Raw genomic sequence first — 13142 nt, 5'->3', positions numbered from 1 at the left:
ATGACCGATCTATATCAGTCTCAACGCGCCATGCGGCAGATGCGTAGACAAGCCATGCAAAGGGGCGTCGTCGCCATTCTGGATGTCGGAAGTTCCAAGATTAGCTGCCTTGTGCTGCGGTTCGACGGATCCGGGCGGCTCAGCGAGGATAACACCATCGGGTCCATGGCGGGTCAGACCGGGTTCCGCGTTGTCGGGGCCGCCACAACACGCTCACGCGGTGTGCAATTTGGCGAAGTCACCGCCATGCAGGAAACCGAGCGGGCCATTCGCACGGCGCTGCAGGCAGCACAGAAAATGGCCGATATCCGCGTTGATCATGTGATCGCCTGTTTCTCGGGCGCCAACCCTAGGTCTTATGGGCTGGATGCGCAGGTCGATCTGGAAGGCCAGCTTGTGACCGAGGCCGAAGTAGGCCGCGTTCTGAACGCCTGCGATGTGCCTGACTACGGAGCAGGGCGCGAAGTGTTGCATGCCCAGCCGGTGAACTTTGCGCTCGACAACCGCTCGGGCCTGATTGATCCGCGCGGTCAGCTCGGGCAATCGTTGGCCGTCGATATGCACATGCTGACCGTTGATGCTGTGGCAATTCAGAACATCGTGCGCTGTATCAAACGCTGCGATCTAGAGCTCGCTGGTATTGCAAATTCGGCTTATGTATCGGGCATCTCTTCGCTTGTTGAAGATGAACAGGAACTGGGCGCGGCTTGTATCGATATGGGCGGTGGCACGACCAGCGTATCGATCTTCATGAAAAAGCACATGATCTATGCCGATTGTGTGCGCATGGGCGGAGATCACGTGACGTCGGATATTTCCATGGGGCTGGGTGTGCCCGCGTCGGTGGCCGAACGGATCAAGACATTTAATGGTGGCGTCCATGCGACCGGCGCGGATGATCGCGATATGATCGATATCGGTGGCGACACTGGAGACTGGGAACATGATCGCCGCACCGTCAGCCGCGCTGAACTGATCGGGATTATGCGCCCTAGGGTCGAAGAAATCCTTGAAGAGGTACGCGTACGTCTGGACGCGGCCGGGTTTGAACATATGCCAAGCCAGCAGATTGTGTTGACCGGCGGTGGTAGCCAGATCATGGGGCTGGACGGCCTCGCGACACGGATCCTAGGCCAGCGTGTGCGCCTGGGCCGTCCGCTTCGCGTCCACGGGCTGCCGCAATCGGCTACCGGGCCGGGTTTTTCCTCGGCGGTCGGACTCAGCCTGTTTGCTGCGCATCCGCAGGATGAATGGTGGGACTTCGAAATTCCGGTCGACACGGACGCGGCACGCCCCTTCAAACGGGCCGTCCGGTGGTTCCGTGACAATTGGTAAAACACTGCGCTGGTTCGGTCTTGGGGCGCTGCTGCTGCCCGGCTGGGCTGCGGCCCAAAACATCATCACGCCCGAAGCATTTCTGGATGTCACAATTGGGAAAACGTTAGAATTCTATGAAATCCGAAGCGGCGACCTGGTGGGAACCGAACAGTTTCTAAGCCGTACAACTTCGGTCTGGCGGCAAGAGGGCGAGGGGTGCGTTTATGGTCAGATCACCACGCCCAACGGTCAGATCTGCTTTCTGTACGACAATGATCCGGATGGTCTGCCTGTATGTTGGTGGCCCTTTATGCATAAAGACCGCCTGTTGGTGCGGCTTGCTTCATTCTCGGACGGTGAAATTCAGGAAGTGCGCAGCATCACCACGAACAGTTTGAACTGCCCAGGTGCTCCGATCAGCTAAAGAAACGGGTTGCGGCGACCGGATTTATCCCTAAAGATATCCACAAGGCCCGCAAGAGGCCCCGCGGCAGGACCCTGAGCAGTTTTCCGCATGTACCGATACGATCCACTAACCCGTGACGCACCCAAAATGCGGCGCGGATGACGCTTGTCTTGTTGTGATTTGCCTGTGTTCCCCAATATCTGGCGTTGGATGCGAAATACCGCCGTTCAGCGCCTTATTTCCTCCATATTTTGTGGAATCACGCAATTTTTGACGTGACCTTTTCGTATTGGAGCGATAGAATCATGGGCAGATAGGCAAGAAAAACACCGCTTTGGCGGAACATAAAAACAGGCGGACAGAGCATGACATTGAATCTTTCGATGCCCGGGCACGATGAACTGAAGCCTCGGATCACAGTATTTGGCGTTGGCGGCGCCGGCGGCAATGCCGTTAACAACATGATTGAAAAGCAACTAGATGGGGTCGACTTTGTTGTCGCTAACACCGACGCTCAGGCGTTGCAGCAAAGCCATTCATCGGCGCGCGTGCAACTGGGCGTAAAGGTCACCGAAGGTTTGGGTGCTGGGGCACGGCCGACCGTAGGGGCTGCTGCCGCCGAAGAAAGCATCGAACAGATCGTTGATCACCTGGCGGGTGCGCATATGTGCTTTATCACCGCCGGCATGGGTGGCGGTACCGGAACCGGGGCCGCTCCGATTATTGCGCAGGCCGCACGCGAGCTTGGCGTACTGACTGTTGGTGTCGTGACCAAACCCTTCCAGTTCGAAGGGGCCAAGCGTATGCGACAGGCCGAAGACGGCGTTGAATCGCTGCAACGGGTTGTTGACACGCTGATCATCATTCCAAACCAGAACCTGTTCCGCCTGGCTAATGAAAAGACCACGTTCACCGAAGCGTTCTCGATGGCCGACGACGTCCTGTATCAGGGTGTCAAAGGCGTCACCGATCTGATGGTGCGTCCGGGCCTGATCAACCTCGATTTTGCCGACGTCCGTGCGGTGATGGACGAGATGGGCAAAGCCATGATGGGCACCGGCGAAGCAACCGGCGAAGATCGCGCGGTTCAGGCGGCTGAGAAGGCCATTGCCAACCCGCTGCTGGATGAAATCAGCCTCAAAGGCGCCAAGGGCGTGCTGATCAACATCACCGGCTCGCACGATCTGACGTTGTTCGAACTGGACGAAGCGGCCAACCGCATCCGCGAAGAAGTTGACCCCGAGGCGAACATCATCGTCGGCTCGACGCTGGACACCGCGATGGAAGGTGGCATGCGCGTATCGGTTGTTGCCACTGGCATCGACGCCACTGAAAAGCAGGAAGATATCCCGGTTGCCCGCCGCTCGATGTCCGCACCACTGACCCGTACGGTTTCAGCGGAAGAGCACATGCCCGAGGAAACGCCTGTTGCAGTCGAAGTGGCCGAGCCAGCTCCGCAGCCAGAAGAAATCCGCGAGCCTTCTCTGTTCGAAGCAGCCGAAGAGCCTGCCCCGACGCAGTTTCATGCACGGGACGAGCGGGATGATGACGGTCTGCCGCCTCCGGCTTACCAGCCGCGTGTGGCCGAGTTTGAACCGCAGCCCGATCCCGTTGAGCAGGCACCAGAAACCTTTGTTGCTCCGCGTGGGCATGCCGCTGGCACACCCTCACCCGAAGCACTTCAGCGCCTGCAGGCGGCCGTTCAAAACGTGCCGTCAGCCAAGCAGCGCATGACCGCTTCGCGGCCTCAGGAGGCGGCGCAGCAACCGCAACCCGAGACCGAGGAACGCCCCCGCTTTGGCTTCAATCGGTTGATTGACCGGATGACCGGCCATGCGACAGATACTCCGGCACAGGCCCCGCAGCCGGTGCGTCAACAGCCTGCAATGCGTCAGGCTGACGCTACGGCACCTATCCATGATGAGGCCGACCCTGAACAGGAACGGATCGAAATTCCGGCCTTCCTGCGCCGGCAAGCCAACTGATGGCGGTAACAAATTGATTGCAAAGGGTCGCCTACTGGCGGCCCTTTTTACTTTATTACCAAAGTATTATAGGTGGGTAAGCAGGGTTTTGCCGATCTGTTACATACATGTTTCATTCGGTTACAAAGAGTGAGTTGAGCCTTGACGCGCGCTTCCTTAACTGGGGATGCAACACAGCCCTCGCAGGCTGGACACCACTCTCTGAGGCACCATTTGCAACATACGCTCAAATCTCCGGTCACGTTCCAAGGCGTCGGACTGCATGGCGGTCAGCGTGCCAAGATGGTCCTGAAACCGGCAGCTGCCGGTCACGGCATTTGGTTCAAGCGGACGGATATCGAGCTGGGCAATGCCCTCATCCCTGCGATCTATGACGTGGTCGAGCGGACGCCACTTTGCACCCGCCTGGTGAATGACGCTGGTGTGTCGGTGTCTACCGTTGAACATATCATGGCGGCTCTGGCCGGATGTGGCGTGCACAATGCACTGATCGAGATTGATGGGCCCGAGGTTCCGATTATGGACGGGTCTTCCATCGATTTCGTGCGCGGCATTGTGGCAAAGGGTGTGCGCCGTCAAGCCAGCCCGGTTCTGGCCTACGAAGTTGTAAAACCAGTGACTGCTTCGCGTGAAGGCGCCAGCGCCACGATTGTGCCCGCAGACGGGCTGATCATCGATTTCCACATCGATTTCGAAGACGACGCCATCGGCAGCCAGACCAAAACTCTGGACATGCGCAACGGGTCGTTTGCCCGCGAGCTTAGTGACTGTCGGACGTTCTGCCGTCGTACAGACGTCGAAGCCATGCGTGAAAACGGTCTCGCACTTGGCGGTACGTTGGAAAACGCGGTTGTTGTGCAAGGTAACGAAGTTCTGACCCCGGGCGGCTTTCGCCGCGCAGATGAGGCCGTGCGCCACAAGATGCTGGACGCTCTGGGCGATCTCTATCTTGCGGGTGGTCCGATTCTTGGCCACTTCACTGGTGACAAGTCAGGTCATTCGATGACCAATACTTTGCTGCGCAAGCTGTTCGAAACGCCCGGTGCGGTGCGTCCAGTTCTGTGCACCCCCGAACAAGCTGCGCGCCTGCCAGGGCAGGGCCTCGTTCTGAACGAAGTTCCCGAAGTCGCCTGATCTGATCAACTCTGACGACAATTGCGCCAGAGCGTGGATAAGGCGTTTTGCACCGGAATTTTCTGTGCTAGACCATGGCTCAATCCGGGGCGAACCCCGTTAAGTTAAGACGACAAGGATGGGCGGTATGGTTGGCAGCAAAGCGGCAGTCAGGTTCGCAAGCGCGATTCTTCTGGCAGCAACTTTGACGGCATGCGGCAACGCGGGGGGCCTGTTCGGCAACAAAGGCGCGGATCGCAGTCAAAACCTGGAAGGCTATACGCCGGAGCAGATTTACACCCGTGGTGAATACGAACTATCGCAGAGTCGTTCGGACGATGCGGCTTGGTATTTCTCGGAAGTGGAGCGTCTGTATCCTTATTCCGACTGGGCCAAACGTGCGCTGATCATGCAGGCGTTTTCGTTCCACTCGGACAAGAACTATGAAGAAAGCCGTGCGGCCGCGCAGCGTTACATCGACTTCTATCCAACGGATGAAGACGCGGCCTATGCGCAGTATCTTTTGGCGCTCAGCTATTACGACCAGATTGACGAAGTTGGTCGCGATCAGGGACTGACCTTTCAGGCATTGCAATCCCTGCGGACAGTGATCGAGGTTTATCCAGACAGCGAATACGCCACGTCGGCCGTGCTGAAATTTGACTTGGCCTTTGACCATCTGGCGGGAAAAGAAATGGAAATCGGGCGCTATTATCTGCGTCAGGATCACTACATCGCGGCCATCAACCGGTTCCGTGTGGTGGTAGAGGATTTTCAGACCACATCGCATACCGCCGAAGCGCTATATCGTCTGGTCGAAGCCTACTTGTCACTTGGTCTAGTGGATGAGGCCCAAACGGCCGGTGCGATCCTCGGCTACAACTACCAGTCTTCGGAGTGGTATGATGACGCCTACAAGCTGCTGACTTCGCGAGGGCTGGATCTCAAGAGCCGTGGCAACAATTGGCTCAGCACGATCTATCGTCAAACCATCAAGGGTGAGTGGTTGTAGTCGTCATGGCTTTTGGCTTGGGACGGTAAAGACCCGATGCTGCGCGCCCTCGATATCCGCGACATGCTGATCATTGACCGGTTGGAGCTATCGTTCCAGCCGGGGTTGAACGCATTGACCGGTGAGACGGGTGCGGGCAAATCGATTTTGTTGGATTCACTGGGTTTCGTACTTGGTTGGCGCGGCCGAGCTGAACTTGTCCGCCAAGGGGCCGCGCAGGGCGAGGTCGTAGCAGAATTCGAACTGCCAGACGAACACCCTGCCCACGAAATTCTATCCGAGGCCGGTTTGCCCGGCGGAGAAGAGTTGATCCTGCGCCGCGTCAATACAGCCGAAGGGCGCAAGACCGCCTGGGTTAATGACCGCCGCTGTTCTGGTGAGGTGTTGCGGGCCCTGTCTGAAACCCTAATTGAACTGCATGGCCAGCATGATGATCGTGGTTTGCTGAATCCGCGCGGCCACCGAGCGATGTTGGATAGCTATGCCCAGCTTTCGGGTCATCTGCATGCCGTACGCACCGCGTGGACTGAACTGTCCCGCACACGTAAAGCGCTGGCCGAGACCGAAGCCGCATTGGCGACCATGCGCGCCGAAGAGGAATATCTGCGCCACGCCGTGGCGGAACTGGATCAACTTGACCCTCAGCCGGGTGAAGATGCCGAACTCGACGCGCGCCGCCGCATGATGCAGGGGGCTGAACGCATCCGTGATGACGTCGCCCGCGCCTTTGATTTGTTGGGCGGGGGCGGCGCAGAAGGGGCCATGGCTGATGCCGTGCGCTGGCTCGAAGGCGTATCCGATCACGCAGGCGGGCAACTGGAAGGCCCTATCGCCGCGCTGGGGCGCGCCATGATCGAACTGGGTGAGGCACAGGACGGCGTCAACGCCTGCCTACAGGCGCTGGATTTCAACCCGGCTGACCTTGAAGCCGCCGAAGAACGTCTGTTCGCGATCCGTGCATTGGCTCGCAAGCATGATGTTGCGCCAGATGAACTAGGTGTCTTTGCCGAAACGCTGCGGGATCGTCTCAACCGGCTTGATGCAGGGGATGCGGATCTTGCTGATCAGCGCGCCGCTATGGATGTGGCACAATCTGCTTATGATACGGCGGCCAATGCGCTGAGTACCAAGCGAAAGTCGGCAGCCGGGCAACTGGATGCAGCCGTCATGGATGAATTGGCGCCGCTGAAAATGGAGCGCGCGGTGTTTCAGACCGAAATCACCGCCGCTGATCCCGGCCCTGAAGGAACTGACGCGGTTGCATTCACAGTCGCCACCAACCCCGGTGCACCGTCGGGGCCGCTGAACAAGATCGCCTCGGGCGGGGAACTCAGTCGCTTTCTGTTGGCGCTCAAAGTGTGCCTGTCCGGTGATGACAGCACCCTCACAATGATCTTTGACGAGATTGATCGCGGCGTCGGAGGCGCTACCGCTGATGCCGTTGGGCGACGTCTTGCGTCGCTGGCAGAAGGTGGGCAGGTGCTGGTTGTCACCCACTCGCCGCAGGTTGCCGCCCGTGCAGCGCATCACTGGCGCGTTCAGAAACATGTCGCCAACGGGCAGACCCTGTCCACTGTCACCCCTTTGGCCGATCCCGACAGGGTGGATGAGATCGCACGCATGGTTGCAGGCGATACGATAACGGACGAGGCCCGCGCCGCCGCCCGCGCTTTACTGCAAGCCTGAAACAACTCGCTACTACCTGGGGTCGCTATCCTACTTTTATATGAGCGCCCCGTGGCTTACTAAGGGATATGAGATGATCCCTGAGGGCCAATGACCCAGTCTACCCGCACCGTTCTGCGCAACCAGCTTAGTCAGGCTCTGGCCGCGATCAAGGACGCCTGGCGGGTGATGCTGCGCCGGGGTCCCAGCCAGATCCAGTTCTGGTTCATTGCACTGGTCATCGGAATAGCTGCGGGCTTCATGGCGCTTGGATTTCGTAAGGCGATCCGGGCGTTGCAGGCCTATGTTTACGAAACGGAAGACATTCTGCTGCTGCATAGCCACGTCGAAAAACTCCCGTGGTTTCTGATCCTGATCACCCCCATTTTCGGTGGTTTGATCGTCGGGGTCATACTGAATAAATTCACTGATGACGGGCGTGTTCGATCCGTGGCAGATGTAATCGAAGGTTCTGCCGTGACTGATGGGCGGGTCGAAACCAAAGCGGGTATCGCGTCGTTTTTTGCTTCGCTCATCACCCTCAGTACAGGCGGGTCCACCGGGCGGGAAGGGCCGGTGGTCCATATGGCGGGTGTGATTTCCACTTGGGTTAGCAATCGCATTCACGCAGATGGCATTACCGGGCGTGATCTGCTGGGTTGCGCTGTTGCCGCCGCCGTCTCGGCCAGTTTTAACGCGCCCATCGCCGGAGCCCTGTTCGCGCTCGAGGTCGTGCTGCGCCATTTTGCCGTGCACGCATTTGCACCCATCGTCATTGCGTCGGTCGCCGGAACAGTGATCAACCGACTGGAATATGGTGACGTCACAGAGTTTGCGCTGGAAACGCCCGGCTCTCTGCAATTCTATGTCGAATTGCCAGCCTTTCTGATCCTTGGGCTGATCTGCGGCTTCGTGGCAGTGCTGCTGATGCGTTCGATCTTCTTTGCCGAGGATATCGGCAGCCATGTTCAAAACCGCCTATCCATGCCGCGGTGGTTGCGACCAGGGGTGTCCGGCGCGATGCTGGGTCTTTTGGCAATCTGGTTCCCGCATATCATTGGGGTCGGATACGAAACTACGATCCGTGCCTTGACCGGTGATCTTGTGCTGACAACCGCGATCCTGTTTGCCGTGATCAAGACCGTAGCGGTAGCGATCACCATGGGCGGGCGTATGGGCGGCGGCGTGTTTTCTCCATCGTTGATGATTGGCGCGCTGACCGGGTTGGCCTTTGGTCTTATTGCCACCGGATTGCTGCCGGAAGTGTCGGGTACCCATACGCTGTATGCCTTTGCGGGCATGGGCGCCGTGGCCGCCGCCGTTCTGGGCGCGCCGATCTCTACCACTTTGATCGTGTTCGAACTGACCGGGGATTGGCAGATTGGTCTGGCAGTGATGGTGTCGGTTTCGATGTCCACCGCGTTGGCATCTCGCCTGGTCGACCGTTCGTTCTTCCTGACCCAGCTAGAGCGTCGCAACGTGCATCTGGCCGCCGGGCCCCAGGCTTATCTGCTGGCCATGCTCAGGGCAGGGGCTGTAATGCGGCCTATCGGAGACCCGCGTTCGATTTCAAAGGATGAAGCGCAGATCCTGATCGATCAGGGGTTCTGCGTCAAAGCCAGCGCAACGCTCGAAGCCGCGATGCCCTATTTCGACCGCGACGATATCCCGTGTATTCCAGTGGTCATTGTCGATGACGTTGGGCGAGAAACGCCCGTTGGCGCGCTCTATCACGTAGATGCGCTCAAAGCCTATAACCGAGCTTTGGCGGCAACAGCGGCCGAGGAACATTCCTGACCGTCAGCCGTCATACACGCTTGCGGCGTCACCCATATAGTTGTCCCACGCAAACCAGTAGGAGATATGACCAGCCACCCGCGGCAGCCGTGTGCCATCCGCGCCGACAATCGCCTCTTCCGTGACGGTCCAGTCAGCGCCCTTGGCATCCCGCAACCCGCGCCCTGACGCGCTGAATTTGTGGGACTTGCGTTCATAGGCCCGAACACTGCGCTCGGCTGGATCACCGATCAAAACCAGCGGGCGGCCGGCGATGGCGTCATTGATCACCGGAGTTCGCTTGAAAGCATCCAGCGGCCAAGCCCGCGCTGCCCCAAATTGGCGTACCGCAAACACGTAGTCCTTTTGCCGATGCTTAGACTGATCCACGAGCGCCGGGAACATCAACTCGCTCGACGCAAAATAGTCCCGGTAGACGACACCCGAACCATAGTTACGCCGATGCCCTGTGTTCAGCGACAGCACCCGCGTGCCCGGATGCGATGTCTTCCAGCTGTCCCAGGTCGTGATCACAACAGGGCGTTGCTTCAGGGTAATTCCGCTATCCACCAACGGCCCCACCACCGGTTTTCCGGTGTATTGGTTCCACAGCGAATGTGTCGCGCGGTCAAACATCAGCTTGTTGGACCGATACAGGAACCCGGATGAGCCAAACACCAGTGGTTTTTGCCGTCCCTGAACCTGCGTTTCAAACAGAATGCCCGAACCGCATAGGGTGCAGTAAGCCAAAGCAACCGGCACGCCGCCAATCACATCGTTGAACATCTCGTGCCATCCCATGATCCGCAGCGGGTAGGCTCGCTCATCCCCGTTGATCGCCACGCCAAACACCAGATCGTCGCCCTTCATATAGTCGGCGTTTGCAGCCGAAATGAGTGTCGGGTTGTCCAACGACGGAATGCCATCTTTGCGCACGCCACCCCAGGCGATCTCTTCCAGCCGGATCTTCATCTTGTCGCGTTGCAGATATTCTGGCTGCAGGAATACGTCGAAATTGGAATCGACACCCAATAGAACTTCGCGTTTGAACGGGATCAGCGATGGGTGGGGCACCACCTGCGGGTTGCGTTCCTGCCATAGCATCCATTCGAACCAGTCGGTGCCCAATTGCTTACCCGTCAGAGCCTCCATCACTTCGACGATGTCGTCTCTTCGCCGGTCGGAAAACCGCATTCCTGTCAGCAGGGCCGGAACAACGTCAGGGTTGCCGCGATCCTTAAGAAACGCCATGTGTGCCTCAAACTCAGTCCTGCGGCCGAAAAGCGTGCTGCGAACTGCCTCAAGCACCGGGTCCTGTTGGGCCCAGAGCGCAACTGGCGCGAATGCGCCTGCCCCGGCTAGCCAAACAAAGCTGCGACGAGATATCGACATGGCCCGCTCCCTTTCTGTTCACGCCCAATATGCACGCTGGGATGATCAATTGCATGCCACAGCCGCGTGAGCAGCGTGTGATCGGATTTCTGGCTTTCGCGAAACGGAGAGCATATGCACCGATCAAAATGTAGTAGGCAGGCGCGTCGAAATCTGCGTGCCTGCGGTCACATCGACTTGGGGCATTGGATGGCTAGTTCGTCAATAACCCGTATTTTTTGATTTCGCTGCTAGTCATGAAGTGCATGCCATCAGCCGATGCGGCATAAATCGTAAACCAGTAGAATGACTCATCGCCCAGCACGTGCTCGATGTACAATCGGTTCTGTTCGTGTTCAGGGGCATCGCCCGGGTAGTCTTTCGCGTCCCGCGATCCGTCTGACCAAGAATGCACACCAATCTGTGCGCCCGGCTCCATGGTGCGACGGACGCCCGCCAGAAACAAGTCCACCCCGCCTGACTGGATCAGGCTAGAGGCTTCCAGATGGGTGTTAAGTCCCAGCTCTCGTACTCGGTAGGCCAACGCAATCATGGTGTCATCATCAAGCGATCCGGGCACATCCAGTTCGACCAAAGTCTTGATGTCAGGGTGCTTGGCATAAACGTCTTCAAACTGTTTCAGCGTCTGAGAGTTGATAGCCCCTTGCATATACAGCCGTGTGCCGTCGACGCGGAACTCGGTCATCGGGACCTGGTTCCACGCCAAGATGGACATCTGAGTACACCCGCCCATTAAAACCGCGACCATTGCCGCCAGCATGGCGGCATAGCGGCTCAGGCGGCGGCCACGCGGCGAAAGATGTCTTCTAACCAACGACATTGTGGCCTCGACCCCGCATACAGTTAAAAACGATACGTTTTCTGGCGCCGTCTGCCTCAGATGAATCCTCGGCTGTTCCTATGAGGCCGCCAACGGCTGCACCAATACCGAGCCCGGCCAGTGCGTCGCCGCTGTCTGCTTCGGCTGCGCCGACCAGCCCGCCGATTACGGCACCGGTAATCGCCCCGTCATTGGTTTTTTCGCGCTGCATCGACACCTGCTGGCAGGCGGTCAGGTCGGATTGGAAATTCGCTTTTTTCTGGCCGTCAACAATCAAAGTGTCTGCACTGTCCGAGCACGCCGCGACCGTCAATCCAAGTATCAGTATGCCGCAAGAATTGGTCAGTTTCATCGTTTTGTCCTTTTTTAGTGCGATCGAATTACTCGGCAGCGGACCTAATCGAAGGTTCAATGATTTTCAACAATGTTTTTATGTTTTATTTAAATTACGTAAAGTAAGGGTTTGTGTACTTGACGAATTGCGATAAGCACGATCGGCAACACAGGAGGTATGATGAGTTTTCTTGCAAAGGCCGCGATGGCATTGAGCATGACCTACTATCTTTTTATCTTTGGCTTCCTCTGGATTGGCCAAATGTTGGGTCTTCACAACGAGATATGGGACATTTTTGAGTTTCCCATACAACCGTCGTCCCCACCCGTTTGGACATTGATGATCGGATTGATCCTGACCCTACTTGCCCTTTTGTCTCTGGCCGGTGCGTTTCGGGGCGCTTGGTTAATCTTGAACGGCGGGCAGGGTCAGGATTTTCGCGATCTGGCACGCAATCTGCGTCGCATGGCTTGGGGGCTGATCGGCTTTTGGATCGGCTACAATATCATTTCAGCCGTGATGCCGTATCTGATCGTGATTGGTTTGGACTCGACCGAAGGGTTCGAATTTGGCTGGGACCCACTGGATTTGGACATTATCTTTGCCATAACGGGTGTTGTGTTGCTGGCGATCTCGCAAACGCTAGGGCGTGCCTGGCAGGCCGAAGATGAAAACAAACACTTTCTATAGGGGGACTGTATGACAATTCAGGTGAATCTCGACCTGATGCTAGTAAAGCGCAAAGTCTCCTCGCGGGAATTAGCGGCGGCAATCGGGTTGTCCGAGACCAACCTGTCGCTGATCAAATCAGGCAAAATAAAAGGCGTCCGGTTTTCGACACTGGACGCGATCTGCAAGTATCTTGAGTGTCAGCCAGGCGATATCCTGAGTTTTGAGCCTGACTAAGAATGAACGCCTGGCCTGACTGGGCCTGGCGCTTCGGATCGTGCGATACCTAGATTTGTTCGACCTTCACCGACTCCTGCGGATAAAACGCCAGATACCCTTTGATCTCGGCCACAGCCGGAATCGGGTCTTCATAGCTCCAGGCTGCATTTTCCGTGACCGAGGATTTGTTGACGATGGAAAAATGCGTCGCATCACCCTTATGGGGGCAATGGGTTGCCTTGTCGGTCTGATCCAGAAAGGCCATGGCGATGTCCGAGCGCGGAAAGTAGATCACCGGATCAAGATCGCCTTCGTTCAATTCCAGCGCGTTGCTTGTCTCGCCCAGAATCGCTCCGCCCGAGCGGACGGTCCATTTCCCCGGCGCTTTTTGGATCGTGATCTCAGTCATTTCTGCTCCTACTCTCGTCGTATCA

Annotated in this window: 13 protein-coding genes; 9 read left to right on the top strand and 4 right to left on the bottom strand. The window is 57.6% G+C overall.

Features of this window, described 5'->3' with window-relative positions:
- The 7 genes from ftsA (at position 1) to Q1B13_RS10690 (ending at position 9295) form a co-directional block, all read left to right on the top strand.
- Positions 1-1335: a cell division protein FtsA gene (gene ftsA, locus Q1B13_RS10720; RefSeq protein WP_298933476.1), complete on the top strand. Its 1335-nt coding sequence runs from the start codon at positions 1-3 to the stop codon at positions 1333-1335.
- Complete coding sequence (locus tag Q1B13_RS10715; RefSeq protein WP_299079813.1) at positions 1322-1741, top strand: hypothetical protein; 420 nt, start codon at positions 1322-1324, stop codon at positions 1739-1741. The genes ftsA and Q1B13_RS10715 overlap by 14 nt, the downstream gene beginning before the upstream one ends.
- Positions 1742-2088: 347 nt before the next feature.
- Positions 2089-3708, top strand: a complete 1620-nt coding sequence (ftsZ, locus tag Q1B13_RS10710; RefSeq protein ID WP_299079816.1) for a cell division protein FtsZ — start codon at positions 2089-2091, stop codon at positions 3706-3708.
- Between the two features lie 213 nt (positions 3709-3921).
- Positions 3922-4842: a UDP-3-O-acyl-N-acetylglucosamine deacetylase gene (gene lpxC / locus Q1B13_RS10705; protein WP_299079819.1), complete on the top strand. Its 921-nt coding sequence runs from the start codon at positions 3922-3924 to the stop codon at positions 4840-4842.
- 127 nt (positions 4843-4969) lie between these two features.
- Positions 4970-5833, top strand: coding sequence for an outer membrane protein assembly factor BamD (locus tag Q1B13_RS10700; protein WP_298933185.1), 864 nt, complete (start codon positions 4970-4972; stop codon positions 5831-5833).
- Positions 5834-5869: 36 nt separating this feature from the next.
- On the top strand, positions 5870-7519 hold the full coding sequence (recN, locus tag Q1B13_RS10695; protein ID WP_299079822.1) for a DNA repair protein RecN: 1650 nt from the start codon (positions 5870-5872) through the stop codon (positions 7517-7519).
- A 90-nt stretch (positions 7520-7609) separates the two neighbouring features.
- A complete protein-coding gene (locus Q1B13_RS10690) occupies positions 7610-9295 on the top strand; it encodes a chloride channel protein (protein ID WP_299079824.1) in 1686 nt (561 codons plus the stop codon).
- Positions 9296-9298: 3 nt separating this feature from the next.
- Here the strand turns inward: Q1B13_RS10690 and Q1B13_RS10685 are convergent, their stop codons facing one another.
- From Q1B13_RS10685 to Q1B13_RS10675, 3 genes are all read right to left on the bottom strand, one after another.
- Complete coding sequence (locus Q1B13_RS10685) at positions 9299-10666, bottom strand: DUF3179 domain-containing protein (protein WP_299079826.1); 1368 nt, start codon at positions 10664-10666, stop codon at positions 9299-9301.
- 193 nt (positions 10667-10859) lie between these two features.
- Positions 10860-11486, bottom strand: coding sequence for an alpha/beta hydrolase (locus Q1B13_RS10680; RefSeq protein ID WP_299079828.1), 627 nt, complete (start codon positions 11484-11486; stop codon positions 10860-10862).
- On the bottom strand, positions 11473-11838 hold the full coding sequence (locus Q1B13_RS10675) for a glycine zipper family protein (RefSeq protein WP_299079831.1): 366 nt from the start codon (positions 11836-11838) through the stop codon (positions 11473-11475). The genes Q1B13_RS10680 and Q1B13_RS10675 overlap by 14 nt, the downstream gene beginning before the upstream one ends.
- Before the next feature lie 162 nt (positions 11839-12000).
- Between Q1B13_RS10675 and Q1B13_RS10670 the strand changes: the two genes are divergently transcribed.
- Both Q1B13_RS10670 and Q1B13_RS10665 read left to right on the top strand, forming a co-directional pair.
- Positions 12001-12510, top strand: a complete 510-nt coding sequence (locus Q1B13_RS10670; RefSeq protein WP_299079834.1) for a hypothetical protein — start codon at positions 12001-12003, stop codon at positions 12508-12510.
- 9 nt (positions 12511-12519) lie between these two features.
- Positions 12520-12726, top strand: a complete 207-nt coding sequence (locus tag Q1B13_RS10665) for a helix-turn-helix transcriptional regulator (protein ID WP_120635971.1) — start codon at positions 12520-12522, stop codon at positions 12724-12726.
- Positions 12727-12775: 49 nt separating this feature from the next.
- On the opposite strand, the gene Q1B13_RS10660 is transcribed toward Q1B13_RS10665, so the two are convergent.
- Positions 12776-13117 carry a DUF427 domain-containing protein gene (locus Q1B13_RS10660; protein WP_298933170.1) on the bottom strand — a complete coding sequence of 114 codons (342 nt, stop codon included), beginning with the start codon at positions 13115-13117 and terminating at the stop codon, positions 12776-12778.
- Positions 13118-13142: the final 25 nt, after the last annotated feature.

This window comes from uncultured Ruegeria sp. (assembly GCF_947489545.1).
In the GTDB taxonomy this organism is placed as follows: domain Bacteria; phylum Pseudomonadota; class Alphaproteobacteria; order Rhodobacterales; family Rhodobacteraceae; genus Ruegeria.
This window is presented reverse-complemented; position numbering and strand designations above follow the sequence as displayed.